General features: G+C 62.0%; 13 protein-coding genes, 1 tRNA gene and 2 rRNA genes (1 of these 16 only partly in view). 11 read left to right on the top strand and 5 right to left on the bottom strand.

What is annotated here, in order from left to right; all coding sequences use genetic code 11:
* The first annotated feature begins 8 nt into the window (after positions 1–8).
* The 11 genes from ACFFF7_RS13305 to ACFFF7_RS13255 all read left to right on the top strand — a co-directional run bounded on the left by ACFFF7_RS13305 (position 9) and on the right by ACFFF7_RS13255 (position 13,431).
* The gene (locus ACFFF7_RS13305; RefSeq protein WP_379481826.1) at positions 9–1,607 is read left to right on the top strand and encodes a TadE/TadG family type IV pilus assembly protein; all 1,599 of its coding nucleotides are present in this window, start codon (positions 9–11) and stop codon (positions 1,605–1,607) included.
* 2 nt (positions 1,608–1,609) lie between these two features.
* The gene (locus ACFFF7_RS13300) at positions 1,610–2,122 is read left to right on the top strand and encodes a TadE/TadG family type IV pilus assembly protein (protein WP_379481825.1); all 513 of its coding nucleotides are present in this window, start codon (positions 1,610–1,612) and stop codon (positions 2,120–2,122) included.
* Between the two features lie 5 nt (positions 2,123–2,127).
* Positions 2,128–2,751: a TadE/TadG family type IV pilus assembly protein gene (locus ACFFF7_RS13295; RefSeq protein WP_379481824.1), complete on the top strand. Its 624-nt coding sequence runs from the start codon at positions 2,128–2,130 to the stop codon at positions 2,749–2,751.
* 9 nt (positions 2,752–2,760) lie between these two features.
* Positions 2,761–3,966: a CpaE/TadZ family protein gene (locus tag ACFFF7_RS13290; RefSeq protein ID WP_379481823.1), complete on the top strand. Its 1,206-nt coding sequence runs from the start codon at positions 2,761–2,763 to the stop codon at positions 3,964–3,966.
* Between the two features lie 2 nt (positions 3,967–3,968).
* On the top strand, positions 3,969–5,345 hold the full coding sequence (locus tag ACFFF7_RS13285; protein WP_379481864.1) for a TadA family conjugal transfer-associated ATPase: 1,377 nt from the start codon (positions 3,969–3,971) through the stop codon (positions 5,343–5,345).
* Positions 5,342–6,343 (top strand): type II secretion system F family protein, encoded by a 1,002-nt coding sequence (locus ACFFF7_RS13280; RefSeq protein ID WP_379481822.1) that lies wholly within the window; start codon positions 5,342–5,344, stop codon positions 6,341–6,343. The genes ACFFF7_RS13285 and ACFFF7_RS13280 overlap by 4 nt, the downstream gene beginning before the upstream one ends.
* A gap of 4 nt (positions 6,344–6,347) precedes the next feature.
* A complete protein-coding gene (locus ACFFF7_RS13275) occupies positions 6,348–7,319 on the top strand; it encodes a type II secretion system F family protein (RefSeq protein ID WP_379481821.1) in 972 nt (323 codons plus the stop codon).
* 1 nt (position 7,320) lies between these two features.
* Entirely contained in the window at positions 7,321–8,052 is a 732-nt protein-coding gene (locus ACFFF7_RS13270) for a tetratricopeptide repeat protein (RefSeq protein ID WP_379481820.1), read from the top strand.
* 40 nt (positions 8,053–8,092) lie between these two features.
* Positions 8,093–8,560, top strand: a complete 468-nt coding sequence (locus ACFFF7_RS13265) for an A24 family peptidase (RefSeq protein ID WP_379481819.1) — start codon at positions 8,093–8,095, stop codon at positions 8,558–8,560.
* Between the two features lie 95 nt (positions 8,561–8,655).
* Complete coding sequence (putA, locus tag ACFFF7_RS13260) at positions 8,656–11,781, top strand: bifunctional proline dehydrogenase/L-glutamate gamma-semialdehyde dehydrogenase PutA (RefSeq protein WP_379481818.1); 3,126 nt, start codon at positions 8,656–8,658, stop codon at positions 11,779–11,781.
* Positions 11,782–11,841: 60 nt separating this feature from the next.
* Positions 11,842–13,431 carry a fatty acid--CoA ligase gene (locus tag ACFFF7_RS13255; RefSeq protein ID WP_379481817.1) on the top strand — a complete coding sequence of 530 codons (1,590 nt, stop codon included), beginning with the start codon at positions 11,842–11,844 and terminating at the stop codon, positions 13,429–13,431.
* 34 nt (positions 13,432–13,465) lie between these two features.
* Here the strand turns inward: ACFFF7_RS13255 and ACFFF7_RS13250 are convergent, their stop codons facing one another.
* The 5 genes from ACFFF7_RS13250 to ACFFF7_RS13230 all read right to left on the bottom strand — a co-directional run.
* The gene (locus ACFFF7_RS13250) at positions 13,466–14,593 is read right to left on the bottom strand and encodes a cell wall hydrolase (protein ID WP_379481816.1); all 1,128 of its coding nucleotides are present in this window, start codon (positions 14,591–14,593) and stop codon (positions 13,466–13,468) included.
* A 128-nt stretch (positions 14,594–14,721) separates the two neighbouring features.
* Complete coding sequence (locus ACFFF7_RS13245) at positions 14,722–15,477, bottom strand: sterol desaturase family protein (RefSeq protein WP_379481815.1); 756 nt, start codon at positions 15,475–15,477, stop codon at positions 14,722–14,724.
* Positions 15,478–15,584: 107 nt separating this feature from the next.
* Positions 15,585–15,661, bottom strand: a tRNA-Met gene (locus ACFFF7_RS13240).
* 118 nt (positions 15,662–15,779) lie between these two features.
* Positions 15,780–15,894 (bottom strand): 5S ribosomal RNA (gene rrf, locus ACFFF7_RS13235).
* Between the two features lie 115 nt (positions 15,895–16,009).
* Positions 16,010–18,710, bottom strand: a 23S ribosomal RNA gene (locus tag ACFFF7_RS13230); it runs 89 nt beyond the window's last position.

The following is an 18,710-nucleotide window of genomic DNA, read 5'->3' as shown; positions in this document are numbered from 1 at the left end:
TTGAAGCCATGGCGAGACTGCGCACCAAATCCTTTCTGACCGACCAACGCGGGGCGGTAGCCGCGACCTATGCCCTTGCCCTGACCGGGCTGGTGGTGATCGGCGGGGTCGGGTTCGACTACGGACGCATGATGGCCATGGACTCCGAGCTGCAGAACGGCGCCGACCAGGCCGCGCTGGCCGGGGCTACGCAGTTGGATGGGAAAAGTGCCGTTGGCCTCACTCCGGGTGCCTGTGCGCGCGCGGCTGCAGCAGCAATCAATCTTGTGACCAACAAGACGCTGCTGGCGCAAAGCGGCCAGACCATCAGTGTCGCCAGCGAAGCGGCCTGCGATGCCACGGGGTCGGTGCGGTTCTGGCAGGACAAGGCGCACTCCGTCGCCGCGACCAGCGATGCGACGGCGAAGTTCATCGAACTTGATGTCGATGTGCGCACGGTCAAGTTTCTTTTCACGCCATTGACCGGCCTGCTGGTCAGCCCGAACATCAAGGCCGGAGCAATGGCTGGTCTGGGATCGTCGATCTGCAAGGTCCCCCCCCTGATGATCTGCAGCCCGGATCCGGCACAGTCGTTCAATGCGGCGGGGCGGATCGGATGGGGAATCCAGGCAACTGGTCATGGCAACAATTCCTGGGCGGCAGGTGATTTTGGATTCCTGTCGGTCGGATCGGGTCAGAAAGCAGACCTCGAGAAGGCCCTGGCATTCGCCAGCACGACCTTCGACTGCACCCCGGTCGATGGCGCAAAGCCCGAACCCGGAAACGCCCAGGGCCTGTTTGCGGCGATCAACACGCGCTTCGACATATATGACACGAACGGCAATCCGCTGGGCGACTGCAATACCGGAAGCTGCCCGTCGGCCAGCAACGTCATAAAGGACATGGTCAACGCATCCAATGCACCGGTCGCCGGGGCCAATTCCTGCAAGACCCAGAACCAGGGCTGGCAGCTTCCAACCATGCAATTTTCACCCAAGGCGCGAAACGCCGGAACCGAAACGGCTTTGACCCAGCACGATTCCGACAGTCAGATCGATGCAATGGGTCTCACGCGCGACCTTTGCCACTACGCCAGCTACGTCAATGGCGTGGCAGCCAACAAATGCCACAACCTGAACGGCCTCACCACCGATACCTCTGACAGGTTCGGGACCGGGAACTGGGCAAGGGGCGACTATTTCAACAAGTATCATAGCGGACGCATTCCAGGCAATGCGTCGACAATGACCCGGTATGAAACGTACAAGTGGGAATTGGCCAACGGCTATAACGCGGCTGGCGGCGGGATTGACGGCACGAGCGCAGGCGGAAGCAACAAGCAATATGCCTCGCCCCGGTGCTCAACGGGAAGCGCGGGCTCGGTTGATCGCCGGGTTCTGACAGTTGCAATCGTAAAGAACTGCAGCTCGCTAAGCGGTAATTCGACGCCGGTTTCGGTCGACGAATGGGTCGACGTGTTCCTTGTCGAACCAGTTGTCGATGCGCGCGGTAACGGCGTTATCGCCGATTCCGTCTACTTGGAAGTCATCGGTCCCTCAAAGCTGGGCGGCGGTGGATCCACGTCATCGCAGCTGATCCGTCGCGATGTTCCGTACCTGGTGCACTGATCATGACGTCCGCAGCCTCCATCCTTCGTGATACCCGCGGCGCCGTAGCCGCCGAAATGGCTTTGATCTTGCCAATGTTGTTGGCGTTGACCTTCATGATGCTCGAAGGCGCTGCATTCGCCTGGAACGAACACAAGGTCATCATGGGTGTCCGCGATGCTGCGCGCTATGCCGGGCGCCTGGACTTCAGCAATTTCGTCACACAAAGCGGCGGCACCTATACCTGTCCGGCAACGGTACCTGCCGGGGTTGTTACCCAGATCAAGAATATTGCCAGGACCGGCCAGATCAGCGGCGGAAATGCCCGGATCAGCGGTTGGGTCGATAGCGACGTTACTGTCACCGTTTCCTGCACAGCCGCCACAGGTGGTCTTTACGCAGTCGTCGGCGGCAATGCCCCAAAGGTAAAGGTTTCAGCAAACGTCCTGTATCCTTCCCTTGTCGGCTCGACTTTGGGGTTCAGCACTTCGATGCGCATCGGCGGCGCCGCTGAAAGCCCGGTGATGGGGCTGTGACGTGCGTGCGGGCCTTTTTCCGAGACAGCGGCGCGGCAACAGCAGCGGAGTTCGCCCTGATCCTGCCGCTGTTCCTGCTGTTCCTGTTCGGCATCATTGATGTCGGTCGCTTCGCCTGGGATATGAACCAGCTGGGCAAAGCAGTGCAGGTCGGCGCGCGCTGGGCTGTCGTGACGGACACCATTCCCGATGGCCTGCGCACTTACAGCTTCGCCACCTCCGGGCTGATTGCCCAAGGGACGACGGTTCCGGTCGAGTCGTTTCCGGGCATTACCTGCACCGGCACATCGTCTGCCGCGACGTGCGTCTGGAAAGGCGGTTCCGCGCCAGCCGGGTTTACCCTGACGCAGAACAGCACAAACAAACCATTCCAGAAAATCGTCGAACGAATGAAGCAGATTGACCCCGATATCGACTACCCCAATGTACAGGTCGATTATGAATGGTCGGGCCTTGGCTTTGCCGGCGATCCCAACGGGCCAGACGTCGCGCCACTAACCAAGATCTCAGTGATCGGTCTCAAGTTCAAGCCGATGACTACGTTCCTGTTCGCGTCAGCCGGCATCACATTTCCCGCAATCTCGTATTCGCTGCCGATGGAGGACGGCAGCGGGTCTGAGTCGAGTTAAGGACGTTTCATGAGTACCCACGAGCATTTGCAGTTCAACTTGAAGGAATCGGACGTGCTTGTCTGCGCGAATGTCTTGATCGTCGCGTCGCCGAAGCATGCCGAGGCGATCGACTGGAGCGAAAGCAGCGATGCCCTGCCCGGGCTGGTCGTTTTGCCGTGCGAGAATACGGCAGCAGTGCCGCAAAGCGCCGCCGAAGCCGCTTCGCTGATCGTACTCGAAATCGATCCGCACAACCGCCGCTCGATGGACCGGCTGGGCGAGCTGAAGCGCAAGCTGCCCGATGTCCCGGTGGTCGCGGCCCTGCCCGATGCCTCGGTCGCCCTGGTGCGCATGCTGGTGCGCGAAGGCGTCGACGACGTTGTATCGCTGCCTTTCAAGTTCGAGGAACTGCTCGAAACCGCTGCCGACGTCATGGCTCAGAAGCGCAACAAGCGCCACGGCGACACGCGCCTGGCGCCGCTGTTCGCGGTGGTCCGTTCGATCGGCGGCTGTGGTGCGACGTCGATCGCTACCCATCTGGCCAGCGCTTTGGGCGAAAACGACAACAGCGGCCGCGGTGTGGCGATTATCGACCTTGACCTGCAGTTCGGCGCCGTGGCCGACTATATGGCGGCCACGGGGCGCGGTTCGATCGCTGACCTGCTTGGCGCCGACGAGCGCCTTGACGAGGAGTTGCTGCGCTCAGTCGCGCGGCCCTGCGCCGACAATGTCAGCGTCTTTGCCGCGCCCGATGCGATCATGCCGCTGGAATCGGTCGAGACTGACCGCCTGCTGCATATGCTCGATCTGGTCCGCCAGCACTATTCCTATGTGGTGCTTGACCTGCCGGCCAACTGGACCAGCTGGTCGCTGTCGGCGCTGACTGCGGCAAGTTCGGTGCTGATGGTGGTCGAACTGTCGGTGGCCAGCCTGCGCCAGGCGCGGCGCCGTCTTGACCTGTTCGCTTCGGTCGGGATTGAAGGCGACGAAGTGCAGCTGATCGTCAATCGCACCGAACGCCGCATGTTCAAGACCATCGACGTCGGCGATGCCGCCCAGACGCTGGGCCGCCCGGTTCTGGGCAGTGTCACGCTGGAAGACCCTCTGGTTAGCACGGCGCAGGACCAGGGCCTGATGGCCCACCAGCTGAACCGCAAATCGAAATTCCAGACCGATGTCCGCACACTTGCGGCGACCTTGTCTGCGCGCTTCCCGGCGGGAGGCCCGGCATGAGCATCTGGCAAGTCAAACGCGCCCCTTCGCATGGTGAGGAAAGCGTCCCAGTGGCCAGCGCGTTCCCGGTCGAGAATGCCGCAGTGGAGCACGGCGGCGAAGGTTCGCGGCTGCTGAACCTGAAAGTGCGGGTCCACCGCCAGCTGCTGGAAAAGATCAACCTCAGCGCGCTCGACAAGATGCCGCGCGACCGCATCGAGATCGAGATCAGCCAGGTCGTCGGCGAACTGCTCGAGGCCGATGGCGAAGTGCTCAACAAGGCCGAACGCACCCGGCTGGTCGAAAACGTGCTCGACGAATTGCTCGGCCTCGGCCCGCTCGAACCGCTGCTGCAGGACGAAACGATCAACGACATCCTGGTCAACGGCTGCGACACCGTCTTTGTCGAACGCAATGGCATGCTCGAGCGCGTCGCGACCCGGTTCCAGGATGAAAAGCACCTGCTGCGGATCATCCAGAAGATCGTCAGTGCGGTCGGCCGCAGGGTCGACGAAAGCTCGCCCTTCGTCGATGCGCGCCTGGCCGACGGGTCGCGCGTCAACGCCATTGTCGCGCCGCTGGCGATCGACGGTTCGTTGCTGTCGATCCGCAAGTTCTCCAAGAAGCCGATCTCGATGGAAAAGATGATCGAGTTCGGATCGATGCCGGCCCAGGTCGCGCCGATCCTGCAGGCAATCGTCAAGGCGCGGCTCAACATCATCATTTCGGGCGGCACCGGTTCGGGCAAGACCACGCTGCTCAATGCCCTGTCGAGCTATATCGACGAGCGTGAGCGCATCGTCACGATCGAGGATTCAGCCGAACTGCAATTGCAGCAGGAACATACCGCCCGGCTCGAAACCCGCCCGCCCAATATCGAAGGCCGCGGCGAGGTGACCCAGCGCGATCTGGTCAAGAACGCGCTGCGCATGCGCCCCGACCGGATCATCCTGGGCGAATGCCGTTCGGGCGAAGCCTTCGACATGCTCCAGGCGATGAATACCGGTCACGACGGCTCGATGACCACGATCCACGCCAACACGCCGCGCGATGCCTTGTCCCGTATCGAACAGATGATCGGCATGTCGGGGATCGACGTTTCGCCGCGTTCGGCCCGCGCGCAGATCGCGACCGCGATCAACGTGGTGGTTCAGATCGGCCGCCTCAGCGATGGCAAGCGCAAGATGCTGAGCCTGTCCGAACTGACCGGGATGGAGGGCGAAACCATCACCATGCAGGAGATCTGGCGCTTCAAGATGACCGGCCGCGACGCCGAAGGCAACGTGCTGGGCCAGTTCGAGGCGACCGGCATCCGCCCGAAGTTCATGGCCACGCTTGAAGCCCACGGCATTCACCTTGAACCGGCGCTGTTCCGGCCTGGCGCGAAGCTCGGCGCGTGACCGGCCTGTTCATCCGCCTTTTCGTCCTCGTCGCGGTCTTCGCGTCGATCTTCCTGCTGTCGCAGTTCATCCTCACGTTTGTCCTCGGACGCCGCGCCGAGACAAGGGCGATCAACCGGCGGTTGCAACTGCTGCGTTCGGGACTGAGCACCGAGCAGGTCTCGTCGATCATGCGCAAGGACCTGATCGAGCGGCCAGGCGAGGATGCCGGCCTGTTCGAACGGACCTATTACCGGTTTCAGCGGCTGGTGCGCATGTCCGCCGTGCGAGCCGAACCGCGCACTGTGCTGGGCATCACGGCGATGGCCTTTGCCGGGCTGGTCAGCCTGATCCTGTTCCTGACATGGACGTCGCGCCTGCTGATCACGCCCGGCGTGGTCGAGCTTGTGGTTGTCGTATCGGGCGCAATCGCCTTTGGGGTCCCGCTGATGGTCCTCAGCCGCATCGCGGAAAAGCGCCGCAAGCGGATGGAAGAGCAGTTCCCGGTGGCGCTGGACATCTTCGTCCGCGCCCTGCGCGCCGGGCACCCGGTGGCATCGGCGATCAGCTTGCTGACCAACGAGATGGAAGATCCGATCGGCAGCGAAATGGGTCTTGTCGCCGATGAAGTGTCTTATGGCGCCAACCTGACCGAGGCACTGTCGGCGCTGGCCGAACGCTGGGATCTGGACGATATCCGCATGTTCGTCGTCTCCCTTTCGTTGCAGAGCGAGACAGGCGGCAACCTGGCGGAAATCCTCGGCAACCTGTCCACCGTCATCCGCGAACGCGCGTCGATGTACATGAAGGTCCGCGCGCTTAGCTCGGAAGGCCGGATGAGCGGTTGGATGCTCACGGTGCTGCCGGTCGGAACCTTCATTTCGATGTTTCTGGTCAGCCCGCAATTCTACATCGACGTCGCTGCCGATCCGATCTTCATCTACGGCTTCGGCATCCTGTTCGTGATGTATTTCATCGGGGTCTACATGATCCGCCGCCTCGTCGATCTGAAGGTGTGATGGCATGCTCGATCTGATCGCCTCGACCCCGGCCATCCGCATCTCGGTCCTGCTTGCGCTGTTCGCGCTGGTCGTGCTGGGGATATGGACGCTGGCCAACCTGGCGTCCAAGCGGATCACGGTGCGCGGCGAGCTGCGCGAAATATACGGCAGCGGTCCGACCTCTGCAGCCAGCGAATCCCTGACAGCGCGCAACGATTCGGCGTGGATCCGCCTGGTCGACCGGATCGAGAAGGCCGGGCTCGACCTGTCGGATAGCCAGGGCGATGCGCTGCGCGAACGGCTGCGCGCTGCCGGCTATACCTCGCCCGCCGCCCCCCGGCTGTACACACTGCTGCGACTCGTCCTGGTGATTGCCTTGCCGACGCTGCTGGTGGTGTTTTCGCTGTGGAGCGGGCGTGAGCTTTCCTATGTGCGGCTCTATATCTTCGGGTCGATCTTTGCGGCGCTGGGCCTGTTTGTACCGGCTCTGTACGTCCGCGCCAAGGCCGATCGCCGCCGCGAGGAAGTGATCAATGGCTTTCCCGACTGCCTGGACCTGATGCTGGTCTGCGTCGAGGCTGGCCTCGGCCTTGAAGCCGCGCTCGACCGGGTGTCGAAGGAAATGATCATGAGCCACCCGCTGGTCTCGTCGATGCTCGCCACGGCCACGCTGCGACTGCGCGCCGGCGCCAGTCGCGAGGAAGCCCTGCGCCGCCTGGCCGACGATGCCGGTGTCGATGAAATCCGCTCGTTCGCCACGCTGCTGATCCAGTCGGACAAGCTGGGCACCTCGATATCAACCACCTTGCGCGTCTATGCCGCTGAAATGCGGGAGCGGCGGCGCATGCGGGCCGAGGAAAAGGCGCACCGCCTGCCCGTGCTCATTTCGATCCCGCTGGTCTGCTTCATGCTGCCGGTAATGATCGGAACCCTGATGTTGCCCGCCGCGGTCCGTGTGGTGCGGTTGCTGCTTCCTGCCCTGAATGGAGGATAACATGATTGTCCGCTTGAAGACCTGCGCGATCCTTGCTGCCGCCTGCCTGACTCTGCCCGGATGCAGCGCCCTGTTCGGGACCAACAAACTGGCCAGCCAATCGGCGTCTCAGCCAAGTCAGGCAGCGGCGGCGACGGCATTTACCGCTGCTGGCCGTGATGCGCTGGACAAGGGCAACACCGGGATCGCCATCGATGCGTTTCGCCGCGCGGTGACCAGCGGCGAGGCACCGGCTCCGGCCTTCAACGGACTTGGTGTCGCCTATGCACGGCTGGGCCGCTTCGACCTGGCTCAGCGCTATTTCGAACGCGCGGCGCAGATCGATCCGGCCGATGGCCGCTATCAGACCAACCTGGCGCGGCTGATGCGCTCGCCCTTGTTCGCCCGCCGTCACGAGGGCGATGAAACCCGCGCGCTGATGGCCCAGGCCGAGCAGCAGAAGCAGGTTGAGGCCCGTACCCGCCAGGCCGCCGCACCGGGCCAGCTGCAGCGCCTGGGCGCCAACCAGTTCTTCATCCAGACCGCCGCGCCAGCCGCGGCAAGCAAAGGCCCGGTTCGCACTGCGTTGGTCGTTGCCCGCAACAAGGCCGCGTCAGCCGTCAAGATCCAGACAGTCGAGTCCGCCTTTGACGCCGCGGTCGGCAAGGTCGCTGCGGCACCGGCACCGGCCGATCCGGACAAGGCGACTCCGCGCACCGTAATGTTCAAGTCGATTCCGGCCGCACGGCCCTGATGCGAGGTCACAGAGGGCCCACCCTCGGGACGCCTTTGCCATGAGTGTCGTCGAAGTTTTCTTCGGCGGCACTCTGGCATTGGTCTGCCTGGCGGCGATGTGGTCCGACCTGCGTAGCCGCACGATCCCGAATTCGTATTGCGCTGCATTGCTTCTGGCAGGATTGGCCCTTGGCTATCATGAAGGCGCCCTCGGCGGCCTGGGCTGGCATGCCGCACACGCCGGAACTGCGCTGCTGATCGGTATGGCGCTGTTCGCGCTGCGCTGGCTGGGCGGCGGCGATGGCAAGTTCTATGCCGCCTGCGCTGCCTGGTTTCCCCTGCAGCAAGGCCTGGCGCTCGGCTCGATGATCTGCCTCGCAGGGCTGCTCCTGGCTCTGTCTTGGATCGTCTGGCGCAAGGTTCAGGGCAAGCCGACATTTACCCTGCGCCAAGGCCAGCCAACCTATCTGCCTTTTGGCCTGGCTATCGGCCTGGGGACCCTGGCCACATTCGCCTTGCGCTTCTGACTACGCATAGCGGGCCTGTCTAACGATTCCCGAATTGGTTTCGACTGCAACCAGTGCTAGGCGGCGACATTCGGATTCCGCCCGGGAGTTGCCCTTTGCCTGCCCCGCTTGATCGTTCCATCCTGCGCCAAGCCTACCGGATGGAAGAGGATGCCTGCATCGCCGAACGCCTGACACAGGCCGCACCGGCGCAGGCCGTTCACCAGGCGGCACGCGCGATCGCGGCGCGGCTGGTCGAAGGTGCACGGGGTCGCAAAGCCAGCGGGCTCGATGCCTTCCTTCAAAGCTATGGCCTTGGTACCGACGAGGGGATCGCCCTTATGTGCCTGGCCGAAGCGCTGCTGCGCGTGCCTGACGCCGCGACGGCCGATGCGCTGATCCATGACAAGCTGGCCGGCATCAGTTGGGGCGACCATCTGGGAGAAAGCGCTTCGACCTTCGTCAATGCCGCTACTTTCTCGCTGATGCTGACTGGGCAGGTACTCGATCAGCGGCGCGAAGCAGCGGGCGGTCTGGCTGCTTCGCTCAAACGGGCAGTCGGCCGTTTGGGCGAACCGGTGATCCGCCAGGCCACGCTCCAGGCCATGAAGATCCTGGGCGGACAGTTCGTCTTTGGTCGCACCATTGATGAGGCGCTGGATCGCGCCGCGCCTGAACGCAAGCAAGGCCTGACCCACAGCTTCGACATGCTTGGCGAAGCGGCAATGACCTTCGCCGACGCCGAACGTTATCGCCAGTCCTACAGCGCCGCGCTAGACCGGATTGCACATGAAGCCGGCGCAGGGGTGGTCCGGGCGCCCGGCATCTCCGTAAAGCTTTCGGCGCTTTATCCACGCTATGATTTCTATCATGCCGAGGCGGCTAAGGCGGCGCTGGTGCCGATGCTCAAGGCGTTGGCAATCAAGGCGCGCGATGCCGATGTGCATTTCACCATCGATGCCGAAGAAGCCGAGCGGCTCGAGTTGTCGCTGGACATCATAGAAGCGCTGATCGCCGACGAGGATCTGTTTGCAGGCGGCTGGCAGGGCTTCGGACTGGTGCTGCAGGCCTATGCAAAGCGCGCCGTGCCACTGGTCGACTGGGTCGCTGCCCTCGCCCGCCGTTATGGCCGGCGGATCATGGTCCGGCTGGTCAAGGGCGCCTATTGGGACAGCGAAATCAAGTTGAGCCAGGTCGGCGGGCATGGCGACTATCCGGTATTCACCCGCAAGGTCGCGACCGACGTTTCCTATCTGGCCTGCGCCGCCAGGATGTTTGCCGCACCCGATGCAATCTATCCCGCCTTTGCCACGCATAACGCCTATACCATCGGTGCGATCAAAGCGCTGGCCGGCGGAGCGCAGATCGAGTTCCAGCGGCTCCACGGCATGGGAGAAGACGTCTACGCCGAACTGGCGCGCTATGAAGCGGACCACGGCGAAGCGCGTACCCCGGTGCGGATCTATGCGCCGGTTGGTGGGCACAAGGAACTACTGGCCTATCTAGTCCGCCGGCTGCTGGAAAACGGGGCCAACAGCAGCTTCGTCAACCGCATGGCCGATGCAAAGGTGCCGGTGGCCGAGCTGGTTGGCGATCCGGTGACCGAGCTGGCAGCGCTGCAACCGAGGCGTAACCCAGCGATTCCACTGCCGCGGGATATCTTTCCGGGACGGGTAAACAGTGCTGGCGTTGATCTGTCCGATCCGCTGGTACGCGAACCATTGCAGGCGGTACTTGCTGAATTCGACAGGGTCGACAGCTGGATAGCTGAGCCCACCACCCTGATCGCCGCAGCCACGCCTACCCGCCAGGTCCGTGCACCCAGCAACGGCGCGCTGATCGGCACCTGCCGCGACGCCACCCCGGACGACGTGGACGCCACGATCACGGCCGCCGTCGCCGCGCAGCCGTCCTGGGATGCCCTGGGTGGGGCCGCCCGCGGCGACCTGCTCGATCGCGTCGCCGATCTATACGAGGAGAATCGCGACCTGTTCCTCTCGATCTGCCAGCGCGAGGCCGGCAAAACCCTGACCGATGCCGTGCTCGAACTGCGTGAGGCGGTTGATTTCCTGCGCTATTACGCTGCCGAGGCACGCCGGCTGTTCACGGCTGAAGGCGAAGCGCTGCCCGGCCCGACCGGTGAGAGCAACCGGCTGACCCTGCACGGGCGCGGCGCGTTCGTCGCGATCAGCCCGTGGAACTTCCCCTTGGCGATTTTCACGGGGCTGGTTGCCGGTCCGCTGGCGGCGGGCAACACCGTGCTGGCAAAGCCGGCCGAGCAAACCCCTTTGATCGCCGGCTACGCCATCGACCTGTTCCACCAGGCCGGTGTTCCAAGCGAGGTCGTGCAATTCGTCCCCGGCGACGGCAAGGTCGGGGCGCTTCTGACTGCCGATCCGCGGATCGCGGGCGCCGCCTTCACCGGGTCGACCGAGACTGCCCGTGCGATCAATCGCGCTCTGGCCGGGCGCGACGGCCCGCTGGCTCAGTTTGTTGCCGAAACCGGCGGGCAGAACGCGATGATCGTCGACAGTTCGGCCCTGCCCGAACAGGTCACCCGCGACGTCGTCGCCAGCGCCTTTCAGAGTGCGGGCCAACGCTGCTCGGCGCTGCGCGTCCTGTACCTCCAGGATGACGTCGCCGACGCCATGCTGGCAATGATCCGCGGCGCGTTCGAGGCACTGGTGATCGGCGATCCGGCCGACCTTGCCACTGACGTCGGCCCGGTGATCGATGGCGAGGCCAAGGCAGCGCTCGACTCCCACATTGCCGCAATGAAGCAGACCGGACGTAGGGTCTGGCAGCATGATCTTCCTGCAGGTTGCGCGAAGGGTACCTTCGTCACTCCGACGATCATCGAGATTGAATCCATCGCCGATCTGACGCGCGAGAATTTCGGCCCGGTGCTCCACGTTGCGCGGTTCAAGGCCGACGAACTGGACGCGGTCGTCGATGCGATCAACGCCACAGGCTTTGGCTTGACCCTCGGCCTGCACAGCCGGATCGACGCCACCCGGCGATGCGTCCAGGCGCGGTCCAAAGTCGGCAACTTCTATGTCAACCGCAACCAGATCGGCGCGGTGGTCGGCAGCCAGCCATTCGGCGGAGAAGGCTTGTCGGGGACAGGACCCAAGGCCGGCGGCCCACATTATGTCGCGCGCTTCGCGACCGAACGGGTGACCTGCATCGACACCACCGCAGCGGGCGGCAACGCCAGCCTGATGGCAGGCACCGTAACCTGATCGCAATGCACCCTTGCCCTTCTTAATCGCACGGTTAAACTGGTTACAAGGGAGAGCTGCATGGATCAGGCTACATACGTCCGGCTGCTGGCCAAGGCCCAGCGCACACGTGACTTGTTCACGTTCGATGATTTTCTGACCTATTGGGCAAAGGATCGGCCCGATCGTGTCGCAATCGAAGGCGACGACTTCACGCTGACCTATGCCGAACTGGAAGAGGCCACGGCCCGGGTCATCCATGCGCTCCACCAGATGGGCGTCGCGAAAGGGGACCGGATCGCCTGGTTCGGCAAGAACAGCGCGACCTATTTCACCCTGTTTTACGGCGCGGCGCGGGCCGGGATCGTCATGGTTCCGATCGGCTGGCGCCTGGCCGAGCCCGAGGCCGCGTTCATTATCGACAATGCCGAAGCCAAGGTGCTGTTCCTGGGCGACGGGTTCGAGGCCTGCGCGCAGACACTGGGCAAGCGCCCCGGCCTGCGCAATTGCGTTACGGCGGAACAGGCGCGCGAGTTCATCATGACCGGGCAGCGCGGCACCTTCGAACCTTCGGGGCCGGATGAGGCGATCCTGCAACTCTACACCTCGGGCACCACCGGCAATCCCAAAGGCGCGGTGCTGTCCAACCGCAACCTTTTCGGGTTGCGCAAGGCGGGAATGGACGCGCCCCCGCCCCACTCGCTGTGGGACGAAGACGAGGCAGTGCTGGTGGCCATGCCATGCGCCCACATCGGCGGAACGGGCTTGGGCATCGTCGCGCTCGCTGCCGGCTTGCCGGGCGTCGTGCTGACCGAATTCGACCCGGTACGGGTATTCGATGCAGTCGAGAACCGCGGCGTGACCCGCTTCTTCATCGTCCCTGCGGCGCTGCAGATGCTGCTCAACCACCCCGATTGTGCCAAGACCGATTTCAGCCGGATCAAGTACATCATGTACGGCGCCAGCCCGATTCCGCTGGAACTGCTGCGCCAGTGCATCGCCATGTTCGGAGCGGAATTCGTACAGAACTATGGCATGACGGAAACCACCGGCACGATTTGCGTGCTTCCGCCCGAAGATCATACGGCCGAAGGCAACCCGCGGATGCGCTCGGCCGGCAAGCCGCTGCCCGGGGTCGAACTGATCATCCGCGGCAGCGACGGCAAGGAGGTGGCGACGGGCGAAATCGGCGAGATCGTCACCCGGTCCTCATCCAACATGCTGGGCTACTGGAAATTGCCCGAAGCGACCGCCAGCACGATGGACGATGATGGCTGGGTGGCGACCGGCGATGTCGGCTACAAGGATGCAGACGGTTACGTCTATATGTACGACCGCGCCAAGGACATGATCATCACTGGCGGCGAGAACGTCTATCCGGCCGAAGTCGAAAGCGGGATCTATGGACACCCGGATGTACTGGAAGTCGCCGTGATCGGTGTGCCAGATCAGAAATGGGGCGAAGCGGTCAAGGCGGTCTGCGTGCCAAAGCCCGGCAGCACCATCGAAGCGGACTCGATCATCGCCTGGGCGCGCGAACGGCTGGCCGGATTCAAGGTACCCAAAAGCGTCGACGTGATCGACGCCCTGCCCCGCAATCCCAGCGGCAAGATCCTGCGCCGCGCGCTGCGCGAACCCTATTGGCAGGGGCGCGAGCGCAACATCAACTGAGCTTGAGGTTTAAAAAAATGCCTATGCTGTGGGCTCAGTTGCGCGGGCGCGGAATGCATTGTTCCCGCGGCACGCTCTTGAACCACTCGCAGCTGTAGAGGACGATTTCGGCACCAGACGGGTCGCGTGAATAGCTGAACTTCTGCGCGGCGCGCGACGCCGGCGGAACGGGAAAGGTGGCCGGGATCGCGGCGGCATCGCTCCAGCCCAGCACGCGGCAGGTTGCGCTGGCCCCGCACAGCTTGCGCGCATTGGCCGCGGCCTCGGCAGCGTCGTGGTTGGCGATCAGCAGGAAATTTCCGCGCCCGGTGATGTCGCGAACCTTGACCTCGCCCCCGCTGACCTTGGGAGTTCCGGGTGGCAAGGGCGCAAAGCTTGCAACGGGCCCGGGACTGGCCGGAAGCGCCGCGTCGTCGCGCAGGGTCTCCATGTCAGGCTCTCCCCCGCGATAGGCAATCCGCATGGCCCCCGGCGTCCCCCAGTAACCGGGCCACCGGTAGAACAGATGGGTATCGACCTGCGCCAGTTTGACCAGCCTGGGACTCCAATAGGGATAGACCCAGTCGGTGTGATAATGGGTGGCGTTACCGACAGCAGCGAAGATGTGCCCCTTCAGCGCCTCTTCCGCGCGCCGCCGCGCAGCAGACCAGGCGGCATCGCCATACTGGCGCGACAACGAACCATCACAGGTAAAGCTGAATTGGCAGCCGGTGGCGCGCTGCGCCCCCTCAAACACGACGCCACAAACCGTCTTGGCGAAAGCGGGGTGGCGCACACGATTGAGGATGACCTGCAGCACCGCGCGCTGCCCTTCGTCCGATCCCCCGGCTTCGGCCATCGCGGCAAGGGCCAGGCATTCGCGGGCACGGTCAAAGTCCTCTGGCGATCCCGCAAAGCGAAAGGGCGCGGCCGCGGCGATCGGTCCGGAGAAGAACGGGTCCGCAGCGTTCCGAGCACGCGCCTCGTCAGCTGGCATCACTGGCTCCTGCGCAAGAACTGGCGCTTCCTGGGGCAGGCCCGGCAGGGTGGCGATCGGCGTGTCTGCGGTGGTCGCCACTCGCAGCGGCCTTTCAAGCGAAAGCCCCAGCACAACGGCCAATGCGGCGATCAATGCGGTAAGCAGCGCAGCAATGGTCGCCTGTCTCGCTTTGGCCTTGGCCATGGAACGCCGTCGTCCTTTGATCACTCAACAAAAAGACCCGCCCTGGGCGGGTCTGGCTCTGATCCTTCGCAACATAGGGTTTCGCCAGGGCCGCGACAACCATGGCCCGCCGATTGCCGTGGCTCAGACTATCTGCGGCCCGGCGCCTTGCCAAAGCCGCCCAGCCCGCGGTCGGTCCCGCAGATCCGGTCCCAATGACGGAAGTAGAGCCCGAAGTTGCAGTTGTAGCGGTCATGATGGCGCTGGTGGTGGCTCGCCGTAATCAGCCACTTGCCACCCGCACCCTCAACCAGGCGACGCGGAAACATTTCCCAGCCCATGTGATTGGTCACACCCATGACCGTCATGACGAGCAGTACGGCCCCAACAACACCGACATGCAGCGGAAAGATGAAGACCAGCGCTGGTATCACGAAGGCACCGGTCAGCGCCTCCCACGGGTGAAAGCTCATCGCCGCCCAGGCGGTCGGCGGGCGGCTCGCATGATGGACGGCGTGCATGCGGCGGAACCACCAGGGACGGTGCATCAACCGATGGGTCCAGTAAAACCAGGTGTCGTGGATCAGCAGCACCAGGAGGAAAGACAGCGGAATCCACCAAAGCGGGTATTGGGCCGCATCGTCATAGATCAGCGTCTTCCCGTGTTCATGCCAGGCCCAGGCGGCCAGACCCGCGGGCGCGCCATAGATAGCGGCACTCGCCAATGACCAGGCAATTTCCCTGCGGATCTGCCGAGCCAACCCCTCGTGCAGTCCAGGCACCAGCCTCGCGCCGACCGCCGCAAAGATTCCGCTGACCGTGAGGTAACGGGCGCCCACGATGAACGTCATCGCCGCGATCGCCAGCAAAGGACCATTGGGCGAAGGAAGGGTCTGCAAAGGCATGCCCGCCTGCTAGCACTGCCGCACGATGATTGCGACCGGGAGCTGGTGTTGCGTTGATCGGCCGATCACACCGGACAATAAAAAACCCCGCCGTAGCGGGGTTCTGTTGGTTGCGGGGGTAGGATTTGAACCTACGACCTTCAGGTTATGAGCCTGACGAGCTACCGGGCTGCTCCACCCCGCGTCACCATGCCCCAGATGGGGACTCAATCGCCGAGCACAAGGCCCGGAACGTCAAAAGGGCCGCCGGTTAGGGCAGCCCTTTGACTTGTGAATGGGTTTCCGTACCCGCCGGCTGCAATGCCTGGCGACGTCCTACTCTTCCAACGCTTGAGCGGTAGTACCATCGGCGCTGTCAGGTTTCACGGCCGAGTTCGAGATGGGATCGGGTGGGTCACTGACGCTATGGCCACCAAGCAATGAAGCAGGCGGATACGGTTTTTAATCGATGCATTTTAGTGCGTTCTTAAGGCGCGATCTGGCTGAAAATCGCCCACATCACGGCAGCAAAGCTGTCATTGATGGTGGAATTCTCAAGCATGATCAGAGTTATTAGGACCGGTTAGCTCCACACATTACTGCGCTTCCACATCCGGCCTATCAACGTGATGGTCTATCACGACTCGAAGATACCTAATCTTGAGGGAGGCTTCCCGCTTAGATGCTTTCAGCGGTTATCCCGTCCATGCATAGCTACCCTGCTGCGCTCCTGGCGGAACGACAGGTACACCAGAGGCATGTTCACCCCGGTCCTCTCGTACTAGGGGCAACTCCTCTCAAGTATCGACGCCCACGGCAGATAGGGACCAAACTGTCTCGCGACGTTCTGAACCCAGCTCACGTACCACTTTAATTGGCGAACAGCCAAACCCTTGGGACCTGCTCCAGCCCCAGGATGTGATGAGCCGACATCGAGGTGCCAAACGATTCCGTCGATATGAGCTCTTGGGAATCATCAGCCTGTTATCCCCGGCGTACCTTTTATCCGTTGAGCGATGGCCCTTCCACGAGGGACCACCGGATCACTATGACCGACTTTCGTCTCTGCTCGACTCGTCAGTCTCGCAGTCAGGCAGGCTTATGCCATTGCACTCTAACAGCCGGTTTCCAACCGGCCTGAGCCTACCATCGCGCGCCTCCGTTACTCTTTAGGAGGCGACCGCCCCAGTCAAACTACCCGCCATAGAGGGTCCCTGCACCGGATAACGGTGCGAGGTTAGACATCAGAAACAAACAGGGTGGTATTTCACCTATGGCTCCACATCAGCTGGCGCCGATGCTTCAAAGCCTCCCACCTATGCTACACAATTTCTTCCTAATGCCACTCTAAAGCTGCAGTAAAGGTGCACGGGGTCTTTCCGTCTAACCGCGGGTACTCCGCATCTTCACGGAGAATTCAATTTCGCTGAGCATATCCTGGAGACAGTGGGGAAGTCGTTACGCCATTCGTGCAGGTCGGAACTTACCCGACAAGGAATTTCGCTACCTTAGGACCGTTATAGTTACGGCCGCCGTTTACTGGGGCTTCAATTCGGAGCTTGCACTCCTCCTCTTAACCTTCCAGCACCGGGCAGGCGTCAGACCCTATACGTCGTCTTGAAGCCGACTTAGCAGAGTCCTGTGTTTTTGCTAAACAGTCGCTACCCCCTGGCCTGTGCCCCCCACAACTGCTTGCGCAGAAGTGGGGCCTCCTTCTTCCGAAGGTACGGAGGCAATTTGCCGAGTTCCTTCAGGATACTTCTCTCAAGCGCCTTGGTATACTCTACCTGACCACCTGTGTCGGTTTCGGGTACGGTCTATATGGAGAGGCTATTTCCTGGAACCACTTCGAAGCCCGACCAATCCGATAAGGTCGAACAACACACGTGATCCGTCACACATCTCCAGGCCCACGAATATTAACGTGGTTCCCATCGACTACCCCCTTCGGGCTCGTCTTAGGGGCCGGCTTACCCTGCTCAGATTAGCTTTAAGCAGGAACCCTTGGTCTTTCGGCGACAGGGCATCTCACCCTGTTTATCGCTACTCATGTCAGCATTCGCACTTCCGATACGTCCACGACCCATTACCAGATCGCTTCATCCGCTTACGGAACGCTCCGCTACCGCGTGATCCGAAGATCACACCCTAAGCTTCGGTGCATCACTTTAGCCCCGTTACATTTTCGCCGCAGGATCTCTTATTTAGACCAGTGAGCTGTTACGCTTTCTTTAAATGATGGCTGCTTCTAAGCCAACATCCTGGTTGTTTTGGAAATCCCACATGCTTTCCCACTTAGTGATGACTTGGGGACCTTAGCTGTAGGTTAGGGCTGTTTCCCTTTTGACGACGGACCTTAGCACCCGCCGTCTGTCTGCCGAACTAGACTCGTTGGTATTCGGAGTTTGGTTAGGATTGGTAGATCTCGCGACCCCCGCACCCATCCAGTGCTCTACCCCCAACGGCAATCATTCGACGCTCTACCTCAATAGATTTCGCGGAGAACCAGCTATTTCCCGGCTTGATTGGCCTTTCACCCCTAAACACAACTCATCCGATAATTTTTCAACATTAAACGGTTCGGTCCTCCAGTGCGTGTTACCGCACCTTCAACCTGGTCATGCCTAGATCGCCGGGTTTCGGGTCTAATACATCAAACTCAATCGCCCTATTCAGACTCGCTTTCGCTGCGCCTACACCTAACGGCTTAAGCTTGCTTGATACATTAAGTCACTGACCCATTATGCAAGAGGTACGCGGTCACTCCCTAAAGGAGCTCCCACTGCTTGTAAGCATTCGGTTTCAGGTACTGTTTCACTCCCCTAATCGGGGTGCTTTTCACCTTTCCCTCACGGTACTAGTTCGCTATCGGTCACATACGAGTATTTAGGCTTGGAGGGTGGTCCCCCCATGTTCAGACAGGATTTCACGTGTCCCGCCCTACTCGAGTCCTCATCCATCACTTTCGCATACGGGGCTGTCACCCGCTATGGCCACTCTTTCCAAAGTGTTCTGCTAGTTGAAGATGAGGCACTGGCCTGGTCCGCGTTCGCTCGCCACTACTAACGGAATCTCGGTTGATGTCTTTTCCTCCAGGTACTGAGATGTTTCAGTTCCCCGGGTTCGCTTCACCAAGTCTATTTTATTCAACTTGGGATACCTTATCCACCTCACTACGCTTCCCCGAAAGGAACCGGAATGAAATGGTGAAGGTGGGTTTCCCCATTCGGAAATCGCCGGATCAAAGTTTGCTC

The organism is Novosphingobium aquiterrae, from assembly GCF_042434435.1.
Classification (GTDB): Bacteria; Pseudomonadota; Alphaproteobacteria; order Sphingomonadales; family Sphingomonadaceae; genus Novosphingobium; species Novosphingobium aquiterrae.
This window is presented reverse-complemented; position numbering and strand designations above follow the sequence as displayed.